The sequence below is a fragment of the Stenotrophomonas sp. GD03654 genome (assembly GCF_029845105.1).
In the GTDB taxonomy this organism is placed as follows: domain Bacteria; phylum Pseudomonadota; class Gammaproteobacteria; order Xanthomonadales; family Xanthomonadaceae; genus Stenotrophomonas; species Stenotrophomonas africana.
In genome coordinates this window covers 40,936-63,771 of record NZ_JAOCLC010000007.1, presented here as the reverse complement: position 1 = coordinate 63,771, position 22,836 = coordinate 40,936, and the positions used below count along the sequence as shown (strand labels likewise).

Below are 22,836 nucleotides of genomic sequence, written 5' to 3'. Positions count from 1 at the left end.
CACCTTTCCTGGCGCCCGCGCCCACAGGATTCCCGCATGAACTTCCGCTTCCGCCGTTTCCTTGCCACCACCACCCTGGCCGTGGCCTGCGCCGCCGCTGGCAGCGCCTGGGCTGGCGCCCGCGATGACCTGAAGTCCTTCACCAGTGGCTTGAAGGGCCTGGATGGCCAGTTCAGCCAGCAGGTGTTCGACAGCCGTGGCAAGGTGAAGGAATCGACCAGTGGCCGTGTGGCGCTGTCGGCGCCGCGCCTGTTCCGCTGGGAGTACGTGCGCCCGCACGAACAGCTGATCGTGGCTGATGGCAAGAAGGTCTGGATGTACGAGCCGGACCTGGAGCAGGCCACCGTGCGCGAGCAGGGCAAGGAAGAGCAGAACAGCCCGCTGACCGCACTGATCAACCCGGTGCTGCTGGAGCAGCAGTACGACGTCAGTGAAGAGGCCGCACAGCGCGATGGCCTGCAGTGGCTGTCGCTTTCGCCGAAGCGCGAGACCGAAGCCAGCTTCCAGTACGCCGCGTTGGGCTTCAACGCCCAGGGCCTGGCCAAGATGGAAATCACCGATGCTGTTGGCCAGCGTACCGTGATCAGCTTCAGTGGCTGGAAGCGCAACCCGGGTTTCGCTGCCGGCACCTTCAGCTTTACGCCGCCGAAGGGTACCGACGTCATCGGTAATTGATGGCGGTCGCCGGGCATGGCTTGGCGTCAACTGCTCTGGTGGGTGTCAACCGGCACCGCCTTGGCGGGTGTCAACCTTCTGCTCCGGCGGGTGTCAACCTTGGTTGACACGCTTTTGATCTGCCGGCCGGCGGCCGGCACTACCCGATCATGGCCCGGCGCTGGTGGGTGCCAACCTTGGTTGGCACGCGCTCGCGGTACAATGGGCGGGTGGCAAGACATCGTTCAACCTCCTTCCCCGGCCCCGATCTGCTGAGCGTCGATCGGGAACATCTGCGCCCGCTGGCCGAGCGCATGCGCCCGCGAACCCTCGACGAAATGGTCGGGCAGAAGCGCCTGCTGGCGCCGGACAGTGCGCTGCGCCGCGCGGTCGAATCCGGTCGCGTGCATTCGATGATCCTGTGGGGGCCGCCGGGCTGTGGCAAGACCACGCTGGCGCTGCTGCTGGCCGAATATTCCGACGCCGAGTTCCGTGCCATCTCCGCCGTGCTGTCCGGGCTGCCAGAAGTGCGCCAGGTGCTGGCCGAGGCCGCGCAACGCTTCGCCGAAGGCCGCCGCACCGTGCTGTTCGTGGATGAGGTACACCGCTTCAACAAGGCGCAGCAGGATGCATTCCTGCCGCACATCGAGCGCGGCACCATCCTGTTCGTCGGCGCCACCACCGAAAACCCGTCCTTCGAGCTGAACTCAGCGCTGCTGTCACGTTGCCGCGTGCATGTGCTGGAAGGCGTTTCGCCGACCGACATCGTCGAGGCGCTGGAGCGTGCGCTGGGTGATCGCGAGCGCGGCCTGGGCGAAGAGGGCATCGAGGTCGCTCCCGAACTGCTGCTGGAAATCGCCACCGCCGCCGATGGTGACGTGCGTCGTGCGCTGACCCTGTTGGAAATCGCCGCCGAGCTGGCGGGCGGGGAGGGCGGTCGCATCACCCCGCAGACCCTGACCCAGGTGCTGGCCGACCGTACCCGTCGCTTCGACAAGGGCGGCGAGCAGTTCTACGACCAGATCTCGGCGCTGCACAAGTCGGTACGCAGTTCCAACCCGGATGCCGCGCTGTACTGGCTGACCCGCATGCTCGATGGTGGCTGCGATCCGTCTTACCTGGCGCGCCGACTGACCCGCATGGCGATTGAGGATATCGGCCTGGCCGATCCGCGCGCGCAGAGCATGGCGCTGGAAGCCTGGGACATCTACGAGCGGCTGGGCAGCCCGGAAGGCGAGCTGGCGTTCGCCCAGCTGGTGCTCTACCTGGCCAGCACCGCCAAGTCGAATGCCGGCTATGCGGCCTTCAACCAGGCCAAGGCCGACGTGCGCGAGAGTGGTACCGAAGAAGTGCCGCTGCACCTGCGCAATGCGCCGACCAAGCTGATGAAAGAGCTGGGCTACGGCGCCGAGTACCAGTACGACCATGATGCCGAAGGCGGTATCGCACTGGACCAGACCGGTTTCCCCGATGCGATGGGTGAGCGCGTGTACTACAACCCGGTGCCGCGCGGGCTGGAGATCAAGTTGAAGGAAAAACTGGATCGGCTGCGCGCGGAGCGTGAGGCCGCGCGAGCCGCGAAGGGCCGCTGACCCGGCTTCTGTAGAGTCGAGCCATGCTCGACTGCTTTTCGCAGCGCCTCACGGCTCCCGACAGCCGAGCATGGCTCGGCGCTACATTGTCCCCGGCGCCGGTCTTTGGCACACTGCGCGGCTACTTTTTCAAGGATTGATGCCGTGCAGGAAATGATTCTGCCGTTGAAGCGCTACGCCCAGTTCGAGGGTCGCGCCAACCGCCGCGAGTACTGGATGTACCAGCTGTTCCTGTTCCTGGTCGCAACGGCAGTGATGCTGCTGGCCGGCGTGCTGGCGATCCTTCTGCGCAACAGTGCCGATGCGCTGGCCGGCATCCTGATCGGCATGGTGGTACTGCTGTGTGTGATGTGGCTGGTCACGATCGTGCCGCTGATCGCGGTGACCGTACGCCGCCTGCATGACTGCAACCAGTCGGGCTGGCTGTTCCTGTTGGCGCTGGTGCCAGGCGGCGGGATCGTGATCATGATCTTCTCGTTGCTGCCGGGCACGCCGCAGGAGAACGTTTATGGTCCGGTGCCTTCGGGGCCGTGACGTTGCGTGAGTCGAGCATGGCTCGACGCTACAGAGGCAAAGAAAAGAAGCCGGCATCTTGCCGGCTTCATCTTTACTTGATGGTGCAATCGCCGAAGGACAGGTAATCGGTGCCCGAGCTGAACTGCAGCGTGCAGCTGGCGGTGAAGGTTGCGCCTTCTTCCAGTGCGCCCAGCTTGGCGGCCTGCTGTTCATCGTCCGTGGTCAGTCGGGCCATGACATTGCCCTGGTCATCGCCGGCCTCGATCAGCGGCTCGCCCGCCAGGTTGCTGGAAACGCTCAGTGCTACGGCACTGAAGGTCACCGTCTGGTTGAGTTGGTCCATGCCCAGTGACGAATTACCGGCCTCTTCAAAGGCCTGGTAGAGCGTTGGCAGGTCCTGCGCGGCGTGGGCGGCCAGCGGGGCGAGCAGGCCGAGGGCAAGGGCGATCAGTGCGTTGTGCTTCAAGGGTTCTCACAATCATGGGATCCAATCCCATGGCGGTTGTGTACAGATGAACGCGACCCGGATGGCGGCAAGTACCCGCCATCCATGGCTGCGCTGGAAGCGGGGCGATCCAATGCCCCGATGGGCGGCAAAATAGGGGAAGTGCCGCCCCTTGCGCAACCCGGGCATGCGCGCGCGTGATACACAGCGTGACGTTTGATCGATGTGATAATCATTCGCGTTTAAGGTAGACTGCGGTCCCTTGTGAACCGGCGGCCCTGGGCCGCTTCTGCCGCCGCTGATGAAGCATTTCGTCCTTCCTTCGCGCCGTGGTCCGCTGGCCCGCGGCCTGGCCGCCTTGATGATGGGTCTGCTCCTGGCCACCCCGTACGCCCATGCACAGCAGCGCAATCCGCTGCAGAAGATCGGCCACACCGTGCTCGACGAGCCAGCGGCCAGCTATCGCTTCGAGCATTTCGTGGTGGACAGCCCCGACCAGCAACGCCGCTGGCGGGTGAATGTGGCCATTCCCGCAAAGGCCGGCAAGGCGCCGCTGCCGGTGCTGTACGCGTTGGACGGCAACGCCGTCGCCATGGTGCTGGACCAGCCGTTGCTGGCCGAACTGGCCGCGCGCAAGGCGCCACCGGTGCTGGTGCTGATCGGCTACGACAATGACCTGCGCATTGATTCCAAGGCGCGCACCCGCGACTACACCGCATGGATCGATCGCGCCGACGATGAAAGCGGAATAACCCAGGCGGTCGGCGGTGGTGCTGCAACCTTCCTGGACGTGATCGAGCGCCGCATCAAGCCGGAAGTCGAGCGTCGCGCACGCATCGATACGCAGCAGCAAGCGCTGTGGGGTCACTCGCTGGGCGGGTTGTTCGTACTCAACGCGCTGTACACCCGCCCCGCCGCCTTCCAGTTCTATCTGGCGGCCAGCCCGTCGCTGTGGTGGAGCCAGGGCGCGGCACTGGGCGATCCGGAACAGCAGTTCGTGCAGAACGTGCATGGCCAGCCGGCAAAGCTCTGGCTGATGCTGGGCGGTGCCGAGCGCGTCGGCGATCGTGGCAAACGCGACATGAACAATCCGCGCGTGGTCGCACACCTGCGTCGCATCGGCGGTGCCACCCCGGATGCGGCGATGCAATTGTCCGAGCGGCTGGGCAAGGTGCCGGGCCTGAGCGTGCAGTACCGCGAGTTCGACGGCCTCGGTCACGGCCCGATGCTGCCGGCTTCCTTCCACGCTGCGCTGCATGAGCTGTACGGCGTGACTGACCGCAGCGCCGGTGACGGCGCGTCCAATGGCGGTGACAACGCCGCCGAATGAATCCCTCGCACGCGATGCCGTGCGACCCCACTACCCAGGCGAGACTGCCGACGTGCAGCGGCCCAGGCAACCGATGAATCCCGCGCCACGTGGCGCGGCCTACGTGTGCAAGGAGCCTGCCATGTTGTTCCGTCCGTCTTTCCGTCTTACCTCTCTTGCCGCCGGTCTGTTGCTGGCGGTGACCGCCACCGCGCAGCCGGTGTTCGATCAGCCGGCCAACGCCACCTTCAAAGGTGAGGTCGTCTCACGCGGTGAGAACGTGGTTCCTGGCAGCACGGCCGACGTGGTCGGTCGCGGTTTCGTGCCGGGTCAGAAGGTCAGCCTGCTGCGTGGCGACAGCGTGCTCAACACGCAGCCGCTGGTGGTCGATGCCGATGGCAACTTCAAGACCCAGCTGAGCATTCCGACCGACGCGGTGCCGGGCACCCATCCGGTGGTGGTGCGCGCCAGCCAACCGGCTGCGGCCACGGTGCTGAAGCTGCGCGTGTCGCCGCAGCTGCCGCTGTCTGGTCAGGCGCAGTTCGCCACCCAGTCCAGCAAGCTGGTGCCGGGCCTGTACCAGTCTGCCTACAGCGCCGCCAGCAACGCGGTGTTCGTGACCTCGGCCGTGGGCCGCCCGCCGGTAACCCAGTCGCAGCTGCTGAAGCTGGACCCGACGTCGCTGAAGGTGACCAGGGCGATCACCCCGGCGCAGGTGCCGGGCAGCACCAACGGTGCGGTGTACGCGGTCTACGGTGTGGGCGTGGATGACACCAACGGCAACGTCTGGGTGACCAACACCCGCCAGAACTCCATCGCCGTCTATCGCCAGAAGGACCTGTCGCTGGTCCACCAGTTCCCGGTCGACACCGTGCCGCACGCGCGCGACGTGGTGGTTGATGGCACCCACGGCAAGGTGTTCGCCTCGGCCACGGGTGAAGACCACCTGTCAGTGTTCGATGCCAAGACCCTCAAGGAGCTGCCGGCGGTGACGCTGGAATCCGGCGTGTATGACGGCAAGTTCACCCCGATGAGCCTGGTGCTGGACGAAAAGGCCGGCAAGCTGTTCACCGTCAGCATCGGCACCCCGGAAGCGGCGGTGATCGATGTGGCCAGCGGCAAGGTCGAGAAGGTCATCGACCTGGGCAACGCGATCAGTGCGTCGGGCGTGGCCTTCGACGCAGCGCACAACCGCCTGTACGTGGCCTCGCAGGGCACCGACAACCTGCTGATCGTCGATGTGTCCGCCGGCAAGGTGCTGCACGATGTGCCGGTGGGCGCCGGTGCACTGAACGTCGCCTTCGATGATGCCTCCGGCCTGGCCTACGTCAGCAACCGTGGCGCTGGCACGGTCACGGTTGTGAATGGTAACGGCAAGGTGGTCGCCAATCTTGATGGCGGCACGCTGCCGAACCACGTCCGCGCGGATGGCAAGGGCAACGTGTTCGCGGTGAACAAGTCGCGCGGCGCCGAAGATCCGAAGGGTGACCGCATCACCCGTATCACCCCGAAGCAGTAAGTCACAGGGCAGGGCGGCGTGCGCGTCGCCCCGCCAGCAAGGAGAACAAGCATGAACATCGCGTCTAGTCTGCGCCTGTGTGCGCTTCCGTTGGCTGTTTCACTGGCGCTGTCTGCCTGTAGCGGTTCGTCGACGCCGCCTGATGGCCAGAAGGCCGCCGAGCCGCGCGCCGCAACGACCACCGCGGAAACCGCATTGCCGGCAGGCTGGCAGCGCGTGGCCGGCGCCGAAATGCCGGCCGTCCATGACCAGAAGGCGGTGCTGCCGGCCAAGGTGCATTCCGACGATGGTGCTGACATTGAAGTGACCGACACCCGTCGGATCATCGCCGGTGGCGACGACGTCATAGCGGTGATCGAGGCGTTGGGGCTGGGCAAGCAGGTGTTCGCGGCGCCGACCAATACCACCACCCAGGCCGGCCTGGCCGCGCCGCACCAGTTCCTGTTCAACCGAACCACTGGCGTGGAGGGCGTGTTGAGCCTGCAGGGCTCGCTGTTCCTCGGCAACAGCCTGCGCCGCCACACCGAGCTGGCCAAAAAGCTGCGCGAAGTGGGTGAGCCGGCGGTGGTCATCGATGACCTGCAGCCGGCGCCGGACAAGGTGCGCAAGGTTGCCGCCGCACTAGGGCTGGCCGAAGCAGGGCAGACGATTGCCACGCAGGTGCAGCGTCAGCTCGACGAGGCTGCAGCGATTGGCAAGGGCCTGGGCCATGCGCCACGACTGATCCACGTGTCGGCCACCGGCGCCGGTGGCTCACCGACTGTTGCCGGTGCCGACAGCGCCTCGGCGCAGCTGATCGCGCTGGCTGGCGGCGTCAACATCGGCACCGAGGCGGGGGTGAAGAACTACTCGCAGCTGAGCAATGAAGGCGTGGTTGCTGCGGCGCCGGAGGTGATCCTGGTGACCGAGCATGACCTGAAGCTGTTCGGCGGTGCCGAGGGTCTGTGGAAGGCGTACCCGACGCTGAAGCAGACCCCGGCCGGGCAAGCCAACCGGGTCTGGGTGATGCCGGATGTGCAGCTGAAGTACACCAGTGTCGGTTCCGGTGCTGGCGCGCTGGCGCTGGCCAAGGCCTTGGCGGGGTTGCCGAAGGCATGAGTCCGGCGGATCGGCGCCGCCGTCGCGGGCGGGCGATGTTGATGGTGGCGTTGCTGGCACTGCTGGGGGCAGTGCTGGCCTCGTTCGCCGTGGGCCCGCTGCGGCTGCCGCCGCTGGAGGTGATGCAGGCATTGGCGGTGAAGCTGGGCCTGCTTGATCCGCAGGCGGTCAGCAGCCGTGATCTGGCGGTGGTCTGGCAGCTGCGCATTCCGCGCGCCCTGCTGGGTGCGATGGTCGGTGCGTCGCTGGCGATGGCCGGTGCCAGTCTGCAGGGCCTGTTCGGTAACCCGCTGGCCGATCCCGGTATCGTCGGTGTCAGCCAGGGTGCTGCGCTGGGTGCGGTGGCTGCCATTGTTCTCGGCGCTGCGGGCGCAGCCGGTTGGCTGGTGCCGGTGGCCGCCTTCGCCGGCGGCGCGCTGGCGATCGGCCTGACCTACGCGCTGGCGCGGCCCGGCAAAGGCAGTGGCAACGCCACGCTGCTGCTGGTCGGCATCGCGATGGCGGCGTTCTGCTCGGCGCTGATCGGTTTCCTTACTTACATCGCCAGCGAAAGCGAACTGCAGTCGCTGGTGTTCTGGCAGATGGGCTCGCTGGCGCGCGCCAACTGGGCCGACGTGGCCGCGGTGGTGCCACTGTTTGCGATCGGCGTGTTCGCGTTGCAGCGGTTGGCCACGCCGCTGGACATGCTGGCGCTCGGCGAACGCCAGGCACAGCACCTCGGGCTGGATGTCACCCGCACGCGTCGCCGTCTGGTGGCGTTCAGTGCGCTGCTGGTGGGCGCGGCGGTGGCCTTTGCCGGATCGATCAGCTTCGTTGGCCTGGTGGTGCCGCACGTGGCGCGCCTGCTGGTCGGCCCCGGGCATCGCTGGTTGCTGCCGTTGTCCGGCCTGCTTGGTGCGCTGCTGATCGTGGTGGCCGACACCGCGGCTCGCACGCTGGATCCGCCCGCAGAGATTCCGCTGGGCCTGTTCTCGGCCGCGCTGGGCGCGCCGTTCTTCCTCTGGCTGGTGCTGCAGCAGCGCCGCAAGGCGGCGCCATGAGCGTGCTGCTGAAGCTGCACGAGGTGGTGGTGCGCCGGCAGCAGCGCGAGATCCTGCATGGCATCTCGCTGGCGTTCGAGCCGGGCACGGTGACCGCCTTGGTTGGCCCGAATGGCGCGGGCAAATCCACGCTGTTGGCGGTGGCTGCCGGTGACCTGCGTGCGGACGAGGGTGAGGTGAGCCTGCTGGGCAAGCCCTTGGCCTGCTACAAAGCGGGGCCGCTGGCACGCGAGCGCGCGGTGATGCCGCAGGAGCACGGCGTGCGCTTCGCCTTCAGCGTGGAGGAAGTGGTGGCGATGGGGCGGTTGCCGCATCCGCCGGATCCGGTGGTGGACGACGCCCAGGTGGAGGCGGCAATCGATGCCGCCGAACTGCAGGCCCTGCGCCTGCGCGAGGTGCAGCAGCTGTCCGGTGGCGAGTCCGCCCGCACCACGTTCGCGCGCGTGCTGGCGCAGGACACGCCGCTGCTGTTGCTCGATGAACCGACCGCCGCGCTGGATCTGCGCCACCAGGAGCGCACGCTGCGCAGTGTGCGCGCCTGTGCCGAGGCCGGCGCGTGCGTGATCGTAGTGCTGCACGACCTCAATCTGGCCGCGGGCTATGCCGATCGCATCGTGCTGCTGGAGCAGGGCAGGGTGGCGGCTGATGGCACGCCGCTGCAGGTGCTGACCGAAGACAACCTGCAGCGGGTCTACCAGCAGGATGTGGTGGTCCTGGAGCACCCGCGGCGTGGGGTGCCGTTGGTGGTGGTGACCTGAGAGCCCAGCCGTTCTGCGCGGCGACGTATCATGTTCAGTTCGTTTTCTTCAATGGACTGACACAATGATCCGTACCCTCACGCGCTGCGCGCTTCTGTCTGCACTGGTCGCCTCCGTGTGCGCCGCAAACACGGCGTCGGCCGCCTCGGTCTCCCTGATCAAGGCCGCCGACCGGGCTTCGCTGATCGAGAGCCGGCATTCGGCCGGCGAGGGTGCGCCGGCGGTTCCGGTAACGACCCGCTACTTCGCCAATGACGAAATGCTCATCAGCTGGGATGACCAGCAGGTATTGATGCTGTGCAAAGAGGCGGTGTACCTGAAGATTCCTGCGGGCAAGGCCGGTGCCGGCGCGTTGGCGCCCGAGACGCGGCAGATGATTGCCTATCAGGCACTGATGTCAGGAATGGGGTCGCTGGCAGCCGTGGCCGAAGCGGCGGGCGATTCCGTGGAGGTAGCCGACGAGGGCAGTGAAACCCGTCGCGTGGGTGAGAGCAGCTGGGCCTACGGTGTGGAGCGCTATGACGTCACCACTCAGCGCATGGCCGATGGCGCGCTGCGGGTTCGGACGGCCAAGACCGAGACCGTGAACAGCGCCAAGCCGGCGTCGCCGGATGACATGTTCAGTACCGAAGATGATCAGGCGGCCCGTCTGTCCGAGTTGGCGCCGGTCGGCAGCTGGACCGAGGTGGTGATCCACGGTGGCCCGCGTCAGGCGCAGGTGGATCCGGCGATGTCGTTGAAGGGATGGATCCCGATGGAGGACGACCAGGCGACGACAGTGGCCGAGGCTCGCAGGTTGCATGAGTGCAGGTGAGGCCTTGCAGCTGTCAGATCCCTTTGCCCGTGGCAAAGGAATCTGACCTGACGCAGGCTGGCCTCATCGTTCCATTTTTGTGTGCAATATTTACTTGCGCGCCAGATTGGCAGGTCTAGAATGCGCCCCATGAACCGGATGCCGCTCCTGAAGTTTTTCACTCTGACCCGCGCGAGCGCGGAACGGGCGTGTCTGCCTGGAGCCCCACGAGGCCGTTGAATCGGCCATCGCTGGACCTTCGACAGAGCGCCCTCCGGGGCGCTCTTTTCGTTTTTGTTTCTTGTTAGTCGACTAACAGTCGACTCTACCCAGTCGACTCTACCTACTCGACGCTACCCAGCACTGCAAAGGAGAACGTGCCATGCACCAGATCGCCGAGACCGAACGCTAGCCGCGCACCCTGTCGCCAACCGGGATGTGCGGCCCCTGAAGTTGGCTTTGCAGGAACCTTTCTCATGAACACCCAAGTCCTTTCCCGCCGTCGCAACCTTGGCATCATTGCCCACATCGACGCCGGCAAAACCACGCTGACCGAACGCCTGCTGTGGAAAAGCGGCGAAATCCACCGCGTCGGCGAAGTGCACGACGGCAATGCGACCACCGATTTCTCGGCGATCGAACGCGAGCGCGGCATCACCATCGGCGCGGCCGCGGTTCAGGCGCAGTGGGCGCCGCGTGACCTGCCGCCGCATCGGCTGACCCTGATCGACACCCCCGGCCACATCGACTTCGCGATCGAAGTCGAGCGTTCACTGCGCGTGCTCGACGGCGCGGTGGCCGTGTTCTCGGCCGTGGACGGCGTGCAGCCGCAGTCCGAGACGGTGTGGCGCCAGGCGCGTCGCCATCGCGTGCCGCTGATCGCTTTCGTCAACAAGATGGACCGCGTCGGCGCGTCGTTCGAGCGCGTGCTGGAGCAGCTGCAGGACAAACTGCAGGCGCGGCCGTGGGCGCTGGGCGTGCCGCTGGGCAGCGAAAGCGGCTTCAACGGCTGGGTCGATCTGGTCGATGAGCGCGTGCTGCAGTGGCAGGACGGCGCGGCAGCGACGGTTACCCCGTGGGACGACGCGGCGCGGGCCCAGTGGCAAGCCCAACGCGATGCGCTGCTCGAGGCTGTGGCTGATCATGACGAGCAACTGGCCGATGCCTGGCTGGAAGGTCGCGTGATCGATGCCGGGATGCTGCGTGCGGCGATCCGCCGGGCGACGCTGGCGGGTGCGGGCGTGCCTGTGCTGGCCGGTGCTGCGTTCAAGGACAAGGGTATCGAGACGCTGCTGGACGCCGTGGTCGATTACCTGCCGTCGCCGCTGGATCGTCCTGCCGTCAGCGCCGAAAGCGATGAGGGCGAGGTGGTGCTGCCGCCGGATCCGGAGGGTCCGCTGGCCGGCCTGCTGTTCAAGATCACCCACCAGCAGCACGGCGCACTGAGCTTCGTGCGGCTGTACTCGGGCACCTTGAAGGTGGGCGACGCGGTGGCCAGTTCGCAGCATCCGCAGGGTCGGCGCGTCAGCCGACTGGTGCGGGTACAGGCCGACCAGACCCACGACATCGAGCAGGCCGTGGCCGGTGACATCGTCGCGGTGCTGGGCTGGAAAGATGCGGTCAGTGGCGAAACGCTGAGCGGCCGTGCGCAGCCGCTGCGCCTGGAGAACATCCAGGCCCAGGCGCCGGTGCTGGCCTGGCGATTGGAGCCAGCGCGTGCGGCCGACCTGATCCGGATGGCCCAGGGCCTGGCCAGCCTGGCCCAGGAAGATCCCTCGTTCCGCGTCGAAACCGATCGCGACACGGCGGAGACCCTGGTCTGGGGCATGGGCGAGCTGCACCTGGAGGTGATGGTCGAACGCCTGCGCAGTGAATGGAAGGTGGACGTGGGCGTGGGTGCGCCGCGCGTGGCCTACCAGGAGACGCCGATGCGTTCGATGACCGGTGTGGTCGGGCGGCTGGTCAAGCAGACCGGCGGCCAGGGTCAGTTCGCGCACGTGGTGCTGGATGTCTCGCCGCGCGAGGACGACCAGGTGGTGTTCAACGACCGCATCGTGGGTGGCGTGGTGCCGCGCAGCTTCATCGCCGCGGTGGAGAAGGGCGTACGTGCTGCGCTGTCGGAAGGGCCGCAGGGTCATCCGGTAGTCGGTATCGAGGTCAGTCTTGTCGATGGCCAGACCCACGCCAAGGATTCGTCGGAGATGGCGTTCCACCGTGCGGGTGCCGAGGCGATCAAGGCGGCGCTGGCCGAAGGTGGCACGCAGTTGCTGGAGCCGGTGATGGCGGTGACGGTGCACTCGCCGTCGGCGTCGGTGGGTGATGTGGTCGGCGACCTCAACCGTCGCCATGGTCGCATTGCCCGCATCGACGACCAGGAGGGTCGCGCCGAGGTCAGTGGCTTTGCGCCGCTGGCGCAGCTGGTGGGTTACACCACGTCGTTGCGTTCGCTCAGCCAGGGACGGGCGAGCAGCGAGGCGCACCTGCACGGCTACGAGCCGGTACGTGCTGCATGAGGAAGGAGAGGGGAGCCCGTTCGCGGGCTCCTTTTTTTGTGGCCGGAGCCGTACATCCACACATGGCGTGCATGCGGCCCTCGGGATGCGATTTTTTGCACTGCATCGCAACAAAACTGCAGAAAAAGCTGGATTAAAGTGATGCCTCACGATAAATTGCGCACCCCCCGTTGCTCGCCGCCGCCCGCACCCCTCTCATGCGTGATGACAAAGACCCCGGAACCCTGGAGCTGACCCTGCCGCGAAAGCGCGGGCGTCCGCCCAAGTTCGGGTACGCCATGAGTGACGCGCAGCGGGCGGCGCGGTACCGCGCACGCCGGGCAGGGCAGGCCAATCATGCCGATGTGCGTTCATGTTCGGACATGGTGCTGCTGGACAAGATCCGCGCTGCGGTCAGCGCGCGCGACACCGAACTGGCCGGATTCCTGGTTCATGTCCTCTGGCAGCGCTACCCCCTGCAGCTGAAATAGGCCGTCGGTGGGGTGGCCGTTGTCATCGAGCTTGTTGATAATGCGGGATTCAGGTTGTTCCCGCTGGCGCGCCCGGGATGGCAGGCGCGCATGATCGAATGGTTCCCAAGATGACCACCACCAGCGACACCACCACCGAAGCGGCGCCGAGCGGCGCCCCCCTGTTCTACACCCGTCCGGTGCCGCTGCAGGCCGATGTGCACGCCGATCTGCGCATCCTGCCGGGCAGGCTCGAGTTTGCTGCTGGCAACAACGCCATTCCGCTGGTGCTCGGTGAGTTCTCGCTGGCGCTGCACCACTTCCCGATCCTGTTCGCTGGCCCGACCGCCGTGCCGATGGCCGCCGTCGGTGTTTCCGACCAGAACCTGTTCATCAAGGACGGCCTGTGGGAAGACGAGGCCTACATCCCGGCCTACCTGCGTCGCCATCCCTTCATCTTCATCGACACCGGTGCGGACAACGACTTCCTGCTGGGCATCGACGAAGAGAGCTCGCGCGTGGTCAAGGGCGGTGACGAAGGCCAGCCGCTGTTCGTGGACGGCAAGGCCACCGAGATGGTGCAGCAGGCGCTGGAGTTCTGCGGCCAGTACACCCGCGAGCACGAACAGACCCAGGCCTTCTCCAAGGCCCTGATCGACAACGGCCTGCTGGTCGAGCGCAATGCTACCGTGCGCACCCCGGATGGCCGCGAGTTCAATCTCAACGGCTTCCTGGTCGTGGACGTCGAGAAGTTCGTGGCGCTGCCGGAAGCGACTGTGATCGAGTGGCACCGCAGCGGCTGGCTGGCCCTGATCCACCAGCACCTGATGTCGCTGGGCCGTTTCAACGATCTGACCCGTCGCCAGGTCGAGCATCTGGCGGCCTGATCAGTCAGGCGGCATGGCTTCCGTACTGCGGGAGCCATGCCAGCACTGCAGTACCTGCAGCAGACGCCGCACCTCGGCCCAGTCGGGTGCGGCGTCGTTCCCGAGCTCCCATAGATCGGCCGCGATTCCGACCTGACCGGTTGCACCGCAGAACTGCAGCGTGCCCTGCAGGCGGTGTGCATGATGGCGCAATGCCGTCGCATCGCATTCTTCGGTGGCCCGCGCGATGCTCAGCAGCTCGCCGTTGATGTCGTCCAGATACGCCTGATCCAGTGGCGCCACGGTGTCCAGAGTCGTTCCCCCGGCCGCTAGCGGCAGCTCGAGTGCCTGCAGCAGCTGCCCGATCTGCAAGGGCTTGGCCAGGACCGCATGGAAACCTGCATCGCGGCAGCGGGCCCGATGCCTGCGGCCTGTCCGGGCAGACAGCGCAATCAGTCGCGGCGACGCGCCGGGCTGTCTGCGCAGCTGCCGGGCCAGCGTGTAGCCATCCATACCCTGCAGGCCGATGTCCACCAGCACGATCCGTCGTGGGTACCGGGCCTGCTCGGCCAGCGCATCGGCAGCGTCGGCCAAGGCATGCACGCCGGCCCCGAGGCGACGCAGTTGCTCGGCGATGATCTGGCGGTTCATTGCGTGATCTTCGACCAGCAACAATTCCAGACCGGAAAGTGGCAGACCGAAGGGGGGCCGCTCCGCTGGCGGCACGCCGGTCTTCGCGATCCGTGCCGGCAATCGCAGGGTAAACCGGCTGCCGCGACCGGGCACGCTGTGCAGGGCCAGTGTGCCACGCATGGCGTGCGCCAGTTCCCGGGCGATAGCGAGGCCCAAGCCGCTGCCGCCGCGCGCCTGCCCATCCTTGCCCTGCTGGAACGGCTGGAACAAGCGTGCAGCCTGCCTGGCATCGATGCCGATGCCGCTGTCGATCACATCGATCAGCAGTTCCTGCGGATCGATAGCGGGCCGCAGCTGTACGCGCAGATCAATCCCGCCGATATCGGTGAACTTCACCGCGTTGGCCAGCAGGTTGTCGACAATCTGCCGCAGGCCTTCGGGATCGAGGATGACCGCGGGTGCTCGCTCTGGGATGGCTTCGAAGCGCAGCTCCAGCCCCTTCAGCAGCGCCTGTGGGCGGATGGCGTCCAGCGACTGCCGGCAGAGCAGAAGCACATCGCAGGGCTGTGCGAGCGGTATGAATCCGCCCTCGGCCAGACGCGCGAATTCCAACGAGCGATTCAACATGCCGCGCAACGCATGGCCAGCCGCCTTGGCGGCGGCAAGTAGTTCGCGCTGGTGCGTGGGCGTGGGCGATTGACCGAGTAGATCGATCGAGGCGAGCACGACCTGGGCCGAATTGCGTATCTCGTGGCTGATCACACCCGCTGCGCGCGCCTGCTTGCGCGGGTCACGGTCCCGCTGCGGGTGCCGCGAAAGCCAGAGCACGGGAAGTCCGGCCAGCAGGGCAAGCGCGGCCAACAGCCAGGCCTGGGGCGGCATGCGCATCCAGCCGATCACCTCATCGGCCTGGGCCGGAAGTATCTGCAATGCCCATAGCTGCAGCAGGCCGGCATGCTCTTCCAGTGTGATGTCGTGCAGGGCCTGGTCGATGCGCGCCAGCAATTGCTGGTCCTCCCGGCGGACCAGCAGGCGCATGTCGGTGGAGAATCCCATCTGGAACGGCTGCACCTGCAACGTGCTGGCGAAGTGTTGCCGGATCATCGGTTGCAGTGTGGTTTCCACTCCGATCGCAACATCGGCCATGCCGGCCTCCACGGCGGACAGGGTGGCATGGCGATCAGGCAGGTGCAGCAGCGGGACCCGCGGGTGATGGGCGGCCAGCCATTCGGCATACGGCCCGCCGTTGACCACCGCCAGTGTGCGGCCGTGCAGTTGTGTGATGTCGTGTGGCAATCGGTCATCCGTGCGCCCGGCCAGCAGGGTCCGGCCGCCGCGGAAGGGGGCAGAGGACGCCAGGTGGTTGCAGGGCGGCCGCGGATGCCCGGCCGCCCCGACCACCAGCACGAGGTCGGCGTCGCCACGGCATACGGCGTGCAGTGATGCGTCGGTACTGGGGTAGGGGTGCTCCTTGAACTGCAATCCGGAGTGTCGTGCCACGAGATCAGCGTAGCCGTGCGCGAGGGTGGGCAACGATGCCGTATCCGCCAGGCCTGCTGGCAATGGACGCAGCGACGGAGCGGTGGCGACGCGGACTTCGCGACCGGGCGGCCACCGATGCGACTGCGCGTCCTCGGCCGAAGCGGCCGGCAGCAGAAGCAGTGCCAGCAGCAGGAGGAAGGGGGCAAGCCGGCGGGGAGGATCGCGCCGCTTCACGGGGCGTCCTGCGAGCGCCGCATGGCGTAGATTTCGGCATCGTTGCGCAGCCCGAGCTTGCGTAGGACGGCGACCTTCTGCGTGCTGACGGTCTTGACGCTGCGGTGGCGGTGCCGCGCGATCTCGGAGACGGTCAGGCCCGTCAGCAGCAGGTCCAGTACCTCACGCTCGTTGCGGCTGAGCTCAGCGTAGTCCGCCGGAACGGAGTAGTCGGGTGGCAGCCGCTCCAGCCCCTGTGAAACACGAATGATTGCTTCGGACAGCATGGGAAGGGGCTCGGTTTTGCTGACGACGCCACTGATGCCTGCCATGAGCAGGTGGTGGAGACGAGTGCAGGGGGAGAGGGTGGCGAAGGCGAGCAGCGGTGTCTCCGGGAATGCAGCGCGCAGCAGGGGGATCAGTTCTGTGCTGCTGCGGTCGCCACGCGCCAGCGTCAGATCGATGACGGCGACATCCACCCGCGTCTGTTGCAGCGTCTGGATGAAGGCATCGCTGTGCCCATGGCTGGCGATGATCCTGAAGCGGGCGTCCTGTGACAGGTGCAGGGCAGTGCCACGACGGACGATTTCATGGTCGTCCAGGAGCGCAAGGCGCAGTCGGCGCGGTGCGGGATGTCCTTTCATGCGCAGGGAGGTGATCGGCGCCCGGGGGCGTGGCGATCATTCTGGCGCTGGCGCCCTGCTGATCATCGAATCTGCAGGTATTTTGCGATTATTCCTAAGAATCGATGGATTGTGACCATCGATTCGCACCGATTGATTGAACTGATGGATCGCCAGGCCGGCATCAAGCGATTCGCGGGCAGCAGGTAGGCGCCCTGCTTCTGGATGAGCGGGCAAACAAGGATGCGTTGTCTCACCACGAAATGTACTTGCGTGGTGAGGCGCATGTTCCATGCGAGCCGATGGCTTCCGCATGGAAGTCGGACGTATCAGCGTGACGCGTCATGTCGGGCGGCGCACCTCATGGACAGTTGCCATTTCCGTGCAGTGCACGCGCCATCTCGCTGGTTGCCACCCAGCCCAACCCGGCATACAGCGGAGTCGCCTGGGCAGTGGCATGCAGGATTGTGTAGCTCACCTTCCGTTCGGCGAACGCGTCATCGGCCATCTGCTCCAGTACGTCCGCTGGGCGGCCACTCTCGCGGAACATCGCCTCGCGATGGGCACAGATCAGATCCAGGTCAGCGGGGTGCAAGGGGCGAATCGCAAGGCCGTCCCATGCCTGCGCGTCTGTCTTTCCGGGGTGTTCGCTCATCGTCCGCCTCATCCGTTTAAACCTTTCTGGCAACCCCCTGCATCGTATCTGCATGGAGCATGGCGAACGCAGGGGGAGGCACCTTCCATGATGGGCTATTACCTGAAGCTGGCGCTGCACAACGCCAGGCGCAATACGATCATGACCGCATTGATGGTGCTGGCGGTTGCCGTGGGAATCGGCGCCAGCATGACCACGCTGACCGTCACCCACCTGCTTTCCGGAGATCCGCTGCCCGGCCGCAGCGATCGGATCTTCTATCCGCAGGTGGATGTCGATCCCGGATCGAAAGGCCGCGAGCCGCACGACGTGCTCGACTACCGGACCGCGCATGATCTCTGGTCATCCGGCCAGGCGGACCGCCAGACCATGGTGGTGGTCAATCCGCTGAAGCTCCGTTCGGATCTGGCCGGGATGGCGCCGCTGATGGGATCTTCGATCTCGACCACGGCGGACTTCTTCCCCATGTTCGAGGTGCCCTTTCAGTATGGCCGCGCCTGGACGGCCGAGGATGACCAGCGTCGCGGCCGCGTCGCGGTCATCTCGGCCCGGTTGAACCAGCGCCTGTTCGGGGGGCGCGACAGTGTCGGACAGACCCTTCGGGTCAAGGACACCCATGTGCAGGTCATCGGCGTGCTGGATCACTGGCGGCCCTCTCCCTTGTTCTACAAGATCAGGGGCGGGCGGTTCTCGGGGGGGGGAGACCTCAAGCTTCTACGCCGCGGCCGATGACATCTATCTGCCGATGTCGACCAGCCTGGATATCAACGAGGGCGACTTCCAGCCCTTCACCTGCTGGGCGATGCCCGAGACCCCTGGGGTACTGCAGAACTCGCCCTGCGTGGCGGTCGCGGTCTGGGTGGAGCTCGGCAGCCCGGAGAAGGTGGCCAGCTATCGTCACTACCTGTCCAACTACGCGGGCGAACAACAGCGTCTGGGGCGCATCCGGCACGCGGACAACACCCGGCTCCGTTCGTTGATGGAGTGGCTGGACTTCAACCAGGTGGTGCCAAGTGACGTGAAGGTGCAGACGGTGCTGTCCTTTGCGTTCCTGGTGGTCTGCCTGGCCAATGTCGTCGGGCTGCTGCTGGCGCGCTTCCTGCGCCACGGTGGGGAAATCGGCCTGCGGCGCGCGCTGGGTGCCAGCCGGCGTGCGGTGTTCACACAATGCATGCTGGAAGCGGGGCTGATCGGTGTCGCCGGAGGGGTGGGCGGGCTGCTGCTGACCCTGCTGGGCCTGTGGGTGATCCGTGTCCAGCCGGTTGCCTACGCGGACCTGATGCATCTGGACCTGGCCATGTTCATGACCCTCTTTGGCCTTTCCTTGTTGGCCAGCCTGGTGGCAGGCGCGATTCCCGCCTATCGCGCCAGTTCGATCCAGCCTGTGGCGCAGCTCAAGCTGCTGTAAAGGAAACGATCATGCAAACCGGACTGATCATCGCAGCGCTGCGCAAGCACCGGCTGGCCACCCTGTTGATCGCAATGGAGATCGCGCTGGCCTGCGCCGTGCTGTGCAATGCCATCTTCATGCTCACGCAGAAGGGGCGTGCACTGAGCCTGGACAGTGGCATCGCCGAGTCGTCACTGGGCATCGTGCAGCTCTCCGGATTCGACGCCGCGCAGGCCGCCGATCTGAATGCCCGTGTGACCGGCGCGCTGCACGCGATTCCGGGCGTAACGTCGGTCGGCATCATCAGCGCCGTTCCGTTCGGTGAACCGGGCGTTCGCGCAGGCGTTCATACCGATGAGAGCGGCAAGGTCTTCGGTGGGGTCCTCGACTTCTACCTGGGTGACGCGGCAGCGATCCAGGCGCTGGATCTGAAGCTGTTGGCCGGGCGCTTGCCGGATGCCGCCGAGTACGCGCCGATCGGGCAGTACGTGCCCGCCAATGCGCCGATCCTGGTAACCCGGCAGCTGGCGGAGCGCTACTGGCCCGGTGAGCCGGCAGTCGGACACAGCCTGTGGTCGATGGACAGCCGTTTCACCGTCATCGGCGTGGTCGAGCACCTGGCCGTATCACAACCCGGTGGAGGGGAGGCGCTGGGTAACGACTGGTCCGTGCTGATGCCGGCCAAGCCGGGTCCGCAGTTGGCGGGGCGCTACCTGGTGCGGGCCGCGCCCGGAGCGCTGCCCCGGGTGATGGCCGACGCACAGCGGGCGGTGGCGGCAGTGGCCCCCGACGTGGTGTTCGACCAGGCCGCCAGCCGCACCGTCGCCGAGCTGCGCGCGGGCTATTTTCACGGGGGACGGTTGATGATGGCCCTGTTGGCGGGCGTGATCGTCGCGCTGCTGGGGGCCACCGCGCTGGGCATTGTCGGCCTTGCCAGCTACTGGGTAGAGCAGCGGCGCAGGCAGATCGGGATCCGCCGTGCGCTGGGTGCAACCCGCCGCGACATCCTGCGTTACTTCCAGCTGGAGAACTTCCTGGTCGTGAGCCTGGGTGTCGTCGCTGGTGCGCTGCTCGCCTATGCATTCAACCTTGGTCTGATGCGGTTCTACGAACTGCCACGGCTCCCCTTGGCGTACCTGCCGGTCAGTGCGCTGGCGTTGTGGCTGCTGGGGCAGGTGGCGGTGCTTGCACCTGCATTGAGGGCATCGTCGATCATGCCCGTGCAGGCCATCCGGTCTGCCTGATTTCCGTTGCTCAGGACGCTCTGCGGACGCACCCGGCATCGTGGGTGCGCGCCGTCTGGCCGGCGCGCAGTGTCCCTGCATTCGCGGGCTTCTGGCGAGTGCATCATCGCACCGACTGCGGCACGCGTCGCAGCTTGCGGGTGTCATAGCCCATCGCGGCAATGCGCTGCACCGCCTGCTGGTAGTCACTGTCCGACACCTGCGGGGTGCGGGCCATGTACCAGACGTAATCGCGCTTGCTTCGCGCCACGATGGTCTGGCGGTAGCTTTCGTCGAGCCAGGCGATCACGTACTCAGCCTGGATCGGCCAGATGAACTGCATGCCCCAGACCGCACCATTGCCTTCCTTCTCGACACGGCCGATGGGATGCATCGACTTCTGTGGTGCATCGAAGCTGCCTTTGCGGTAGGTGAAGGTGGTCTGGATGCGTCCATCGGGGCGCAGTGCATAGCTCTCCACGGCGTCGAAGGCCTCGCGTTCAGGGCGCGATGGGATATGCGCGATCACGTACCAGTCGCCCATGAAACGCGGCACATCCACCGACGGCGGACGCGGCAGCGGGCGGGTATCGCTGGAACTGCAGCCGGAACCGAACAGGCCGACCGCGATCAGGGGAAGCAGCGAAAACATGCGCATGGGGGACCTCAGCGGGGGCGGAACAGATAGTGGGCCACCAGCCACTGCTGGCCGTCGTCGTAGCCGAACAGCTCGGCGCATGCCATCCAGAACATCCGCCAGCGCTGCCACCAGATCTTCGCTGCAGCCTGGCCGTAGGTGGCGATCAATACCGGCATCACCTGCTCGCGGGCTGCATCCTGGTTGGCCAGCCAGTGGTCGGCCGTGCGCTGGTAGTGGGTGCCGTCCAGTAACCAGCGCTGGTCCAGGCGCAGGTCGCGCTGGAAATGCAGCAGCGTGTCGGCCGCAGGCATCAATCCGCCGGTGAAAAAGTGGCGGCCCATCCAATTGTCACCACCGTCTGTCTCGAACGGATACATCACCGTGCGATGGGCGAAGATGTGCACGAACAGTGCGCCATCCGGTTTCAACCACCGTGCGATGCCGGCCAGCAGGCGTTCGTAGTTGCGCACGTGCTCGAACATCTCCACTGAGACACAGCGGTCGAACCGCGCTGTCGGCAGGTCGAGTTGGTTGACGTCACACGTCAGCACCTCGACGTTGCCCAGGCCGCGCGCCTGGCACTGCGCCATGATGTGCTGGCGTTGGCTGTGCGAGTTGGACACAGCGGTGATACGCGCCTGCGGATAGCGTTCGGCCATCCACAGGGTCAGTGAGCCCCAGCCGCAGCCCAGCTCAAGAATCTGCTGGCCATCGGCCAGTCCGGCGCGCTGGCCGTACAGTTCCAGCATGGCGTCCTCCGCCTGGTCCAGCGTTTCGCGCCCGGTGGGGTAGTAGCAGCTGCTGTACTTCAGCCGCTTGCCCAGGCAGGTCTGGAAGAATGCCGCAGGAACTTCATAGTGCTGGCGATTGGCCGCGTCGGTATGCAGCGCGAGTGGACTGTCGGCCAGCTCGGCGATGCGCTGGCTGAAGCGTGCGGATTGGCCTTCGATGCCACCTTCGCTTTCCTCATGCAGGCGTTGCGCGCACAAGCGGCGGATACCCGCGCGCAGCGCCGCATCGGGGACCAGCCCGCGTTCGGCCCAGGCGATCAGCCCGGTTTCCGCATCTTCGGCTGGATTCAGTGACGGGATCGCGCTCATGCGGAATGCTCCTTGGAAGAACGGGGAAACCAGGGAAAGAACATCGGCGTGCTGCGCTGGTAGTCGCGGTAGTCATCGCCACGGCTGCGCAGCGCCTGCTTCTCGGTGAATGGAATGCCGCTGAGGTAGCGCAGGAACACGTACATCAGCAGCGGTCCGGCCCAGGCCAGCCACCACAGTGGTGAGCCGACCGCGAGCAGGACGTAGCTGAGCCAGTGCAGCCACTCGAAGAAGTAGTTGGGATGGCGGGAATAACGCCACAGCCCCTCGCGGCAGGTGCGGCCCTTGTTCGCCGGATCGGCGCGGAAGCGGGCCAACTGATGGTCGGCCAGGCTTTCGCCGCCGACGCTCAGCAGCCAGACCAGCGCTGCAGCCACCACCCACAGGATCAGGTCGGCCCGGGGATTGGCAGCCACCGCGACGAAGGGCAGGGCGAACAGGACGATCAGCAGCGCCTGCGCCATGAAGAAACCGAAGATCTTGCCCTGGTGGCCCTGCCAGTATTCGCGCAGATAACGATAGCGCCCGTCCTCCGGTTCGCTGCGAACCCGGTGCCACAGATGCAGGGCCAGTCGGCTACCCCACAGGCCGCCGAGTATGCCCAGCGCAACCCGTGGCACCATCGCGCCATCGCCGAGCAGCGCCAGCAGCAGGGCGGAGGCGCCCACGCCCTTGGCCCAGAGCACATCGACCACGCCGATGTTGTGGCGGCGGCGCTGCCAGGCCCAGCCCCAGCTCATCACCAACACGGCATACAACAGGACCCACAACAGATTGATCATGATGGTGCTCCGGCCAAAGGCGGAGGGGTGATGCGCGAGCCACGACGGGCGACCTGGCACAGCAGTGAAAGCGCGATGCTCCAGCCCACACCCAGCACCAACGGCCCCTGCCACAGCGGCGCTGTGAACCGGACCGCGTCGAATCCCCGCGCTGCGGAGAGATAGGCCAGCGGTGCCAGCAGCAGGCCGAACAGGGCCGGCAGGGCGAGGTGCCGCTGCAGGAAACGCATCGACCTGGTCAGCGTCATCGCGAACGCCGCCCACAACGCCATGATCCAGGGCGGCGGCACCCAACCCAACGGGGCTGCCGCGTAGCGCACCGTGCCGCTGGCGGCGGCACTGGCGTCGACCAGCCATGCGCAGGCCAGCGCCAGCATCATCAGCCGGACGTCCAGCCGCACCTGCGGCGAGGTCAGCAGCTGGCTGCCGATGTAAAGCAACGCTGCCAGCAGCGCCGGCCATTGCAGGCCGTGCCCGACACCGGCTACGGCACAGAGCCAGACCAGCTGGTTGCCAAGCAGATTGCCCCATGGCCGGCGCATC

Annotated in this window: 23 protein-coding genes; 15 read left to right on the top strand and 8 right to left on the bottom strand. The window is 66.4% G+C overall.

The features are described from left to right. Positions 1-36 precede the first annotated feature (36 nt). The 3 genes from lolA to N5J73_RS04720 all read left to right on the top strand — a co-directional run bounded on the left by lolA (position 37) and on the right by N5J73_RS04720 (position 2,780). On the top strand, positions 37-675 hold the full coding sequence (gene lolA, locus N5J73_RS04730; RefSeq protein ID WP_164078440.1) for an outer membrane lipoprotein chaperone LolA: 639 nt from the start codon (positions 37-39) through the stop codon (positions 673-675). Between the two features lie 293 nt (positions 676-968). Next, entirely contained in the window at positions 969-2,246 is a 1,278-nt protein-coding gene (locus tag N5J73_RS04725) for a replication-associated recombination protein A (RefSeq protein ID WP_014037159.1), read from the top strand. Between the two features lie 144 nt (positions 2,247-2,390). Then, positions 2,391-2,780 (top strand): DUF805 domain-containing protein, encoded by a 390-nt coding sequence (locus N5J73_RS04720; RefSeq protein WP_010485830.1) that lies wholly within the window; start codon positions 2,391-2,393, stop codon positions 2,778-2,780. A 73-nt stretch (positions 2,781-2,853) separates the two neighbouring features. Here N5J73_RS04720 and N5J73_RS04715 read toward each other — a convergent pair whose 3' ends face one another. Then, positions 2,854-3,228 (bottom strand): hypothetical protein, encoded by a 375-nt coding sequence (locus tag N5J73_RS04715; RefSeq protein ID WP_049449521.1) that lies wholly within the window; start codon positions 3,226-3,228, stop codon positions 2,854-2,856. Between the two features lie 280 nt (positions 3,229-3,508). Here N5J73_RS04715 and N5J73_RS04710 point away from each other — a divergent pair, with 280 nt between their 5' ends. The 9 genes from N5J73_RS04710 (at position 3,509) to N5J73_RS04670 (ending at position 13,573) form a co-directional block, all read left to right on the top strand. Next, a complete protein-coding gene (locus tag N5J73_RS04710) occupies positions 3,509-4,537 on the top strand; it encodes an alpha/beta hydrolase-fold protein (RefSeq protein ID WP_049449519.1) in 1,029 nt (342 codons plus the stop codon). Positions 4,538-4,658: 121 nt separating this feature from the next. Next, complete coding sequence (locus N5J73_RS04705; RefSeq protein WP_049449516.1) at positions 4,659-6,035, top strand: YncE family protein; 1,377 nt, start codon at positions 4,659-4,661, stop codon at positions 6,033-6,035. Between the two features lie 51 nt (positions 6,036-6,086). Next, positions 6,087-7,133, top strand: a complete 1,047-nt coding sequence (locus tag N5J73_RS04700; protein WP_049449514.1) for an ABC transporter substrate-binding protein — start codon at positions 6,087-6,089, stop codon at positions 7,131-7,133. Continuing rightward, positions 7,130-8,173 carry an iron ABC transporter permease gene (locus N5J73_RS04695; protein WP_049449512.1) on the top strand — a complete coding sequence of 348 codons (1,044 nt, stop codon included), beginning with the start codon at positions 7,130-7,132 and terminating at the stop codon, positions 8,171-8,173. Before N5J73_RS04700 ends, N5J73_RS04695 begins: the two co-directional genes overlap by 4 nt. Then, on the top strand, positions 8,170-8,931 hold the full coding sequence (locus N5J73_RS04690; protein ID WP_049449510.1) for a heme ABC transporter ATP-binding protein: 762 nt from the start codon (positions 8,170-8,172) through the stop codon (positions 8,929-8,931). The genes N5J73_RS04695 and N5J73_RS04690 overlap by 4 nt, the downstream gene beginning before the upstream one ends. 64 nt (positions 8,932-8,995) lie before the next feature. Beyond that, the gene (locus N5J73_RS04685; protein ID WP_049449508.1) at positions 8,996-9,745 is read left to right on the top strand and encodes a hypothetical protein; all 750 of its coding nucleotides are present in this window, start codon (positions 8,996-8,998) and stop codon (positions 9,743-9,745) included. Between the two features lie 455 nt (positions 9,746-10,200). Continuing rightward, the gene (gene fusA / locus N5J73_RS04680) at positions 10,201-12,237 is read left to right on the top strand and encodes an elongation factor G (RefSeq protein ID WP_049449507.1); all 2,037 of its coding nucleotides are present in this window, start codon (positions 10,201-10,203) and stop codon (positions 12,235-12,237) included. Positions 12,238-12,434: 197 nt separating this feature from the next. Next, positions 12,435-12,707 carry a hypothetical protein gene (locus N5J73_RS04675; protein WP_005409616.1) on the top strand — a complete coding sequence of 91 codons (273 nt, stop codon included), beginning with the start codon at positions 12,435-12,437 and terminating at the stop codon, positions 12,705-12,707. Positions 12,708-12,817: 110 nt separating this feature from the next. Continuing rightward, positions 12,818-13,573 (top strand): SapC family protein, encoded by a 756-nt coding sequence (locus tag N5J73_RS04670; protein ID WP_049449541.1) that lies wholly within the window; start codon positions 12,818-12,820, stop codon positions 13,571-13,573. Here N5J73_RS04670 and N5J73_RS04665 read toward each other — a convergent pair whose 3' ends face one another. The 3 genes from N5J73_RS04665 to N5J73_RS04655 all read right to left on the bottom strand — a co-directional run bounded on the left by N5J73_RS04665 (position 13,574) and on the right by N5J73_RS04655 (position 17,158). Beyond that, positions 13,574-15,901 (bottom strand): ATP-binding protein, encoded by a 2,328-nt coding sequence (locus N5J73_RS04665; protein ID WP_080354953.1) that lies wholly within the window; start codon positions 15,899-15,901, stop codon positions 13,574-13,576. Further along, complete coding sequence (locus N5J73_RS04660; protein ID WP_088479366.1) at positions 15,898-16,524, bottom strand: response regulator transcription factor; 627 nt, start codon at positions 16,522-16,524, stop codon at positions 15,898-15,900. Before N5J73_RS04660 ends, N5J73_RS04665 begins: the two co-directional genes overlap by 4 nt. 340 nt (positions 16,525-16,864) lie before the next feature. Next, positions 16,865-17,158, bottom strand: coding sequence for a hypothetical protein (locus N5J73_RS04655; RefSeq protein WP_080354952.1), 294 nt, complete (start codon positions 17,156-17,158; stop codon positions 16,865-16,867). Between the two features lie 87 nt (positions 17,159-17,245). Here N5J73_RS04655 and N5J73_RS24200 point away from each other — a divergent pair, with 87 nt between their 5' ends. From N5J73_RS24200 to N5J73_RS04645, 3 genes are read left to right on the top strand one after another with little or no spacing between them, the layout of a single operon-like run. Then, positions 17,246-17,890 carry an ABC transporter permease gene (locus tag N5J73_RS24200; RefSeq protein ID WP_345782445.1) on the top strand — a complete coding sequence of 215 codons (645 nt, stop codon included), beginning with the start codon at positions 17,246-17,248 and terminating at the stop codon, positions 17,888-17,890. A gap of 13 nt (positions 17,891-17,903) precedes the next feature. Next, complete coding sequence (locus N5J73_RS24195; RefSeq protein WP_345782444.1) at positions 17,904-18,566, top strand: FtsX-like permease family protein; 663 nt, start codon at positions 17,904-17,906, stop codon at positions 18,564-18,566. A gap of 11 nt (positions 18,567-18,577) precedes the next feature. Then, positions 18,578-19,792 (top strand): FtsX-like permease family protein, encoded by a 1,215-nt coding sequence (locus N5J73_RS04645; RefSeq protein WP_049449501.1) that lies wholly within the window; start codon positions 18,578-18,580, stop codon positions 19,790-19,792. Between the two features lie 103 nt (positions 19,793-19,895). Here the strand turns inward: N5J73_RS04645 and N5J73_RS04640 are convergent, their stop codons facing one another. Genes N5J73_RS04640 through N5J73_RS04625 form a run of 4 tightly spaced genes read right to left on the bottom strand, consistent with a single transcriptional unit; the run spans position 19,896 to position 22,835 of the window. Further along, complete coding sequence (locus N5J73_RS04640; protein ID WP_049449500.1) at positions 19,896-20,429, bottom strand: lipocalin family protein; 534 nt, start codon at positions 20,427-20,429, stop codon at positions 19,896-19,898. Positions 20,430-20,437: 8 nt separating this feature from the next. Beyond that, complete coding sequence (locus tag N5J73_RS04635; RefSeq protein ID WP_049449499.1) at positions 20,438-21,511, bottom strand: cyclopropane-fatty-acyl-phospholipid synthase family protein; 1,074 nt, start codon at positions 21,509-21,511, stop codon at positions 20,438-20,440. Then, positions 21,508-22,293, bottom strand: a complete 786-nt coding sequence (locus tag N5J73_RS04630; RefSeq protein ID WP_049449497.1) for a DUF1295 domain-containing protein — start codon at positions 22,291-22,293, stop codon at positions 21,508-21,510. The genes N5J73_RS04635 and N5J73_RS04630 overlap by 4 nt, the downstream gene beginning before the upstream one ends. Further along, positions 22,290-22,835: a DUF2878 domain-containing protein gene (locus N5J73_RS04625; protein ID WP_164078441.1), complete on the bottom strand. Its 546-nt coding sequence runs from the start codon at positions 22,833-22,835 to the stop codon at positions 22,290-22,292. Before N5J73_RS04625 ends, N5J73_RS04630 begins: the two co-directional genes overlap by 4 nt. Position 22,836: the final 1 nt, after the last annotated feature.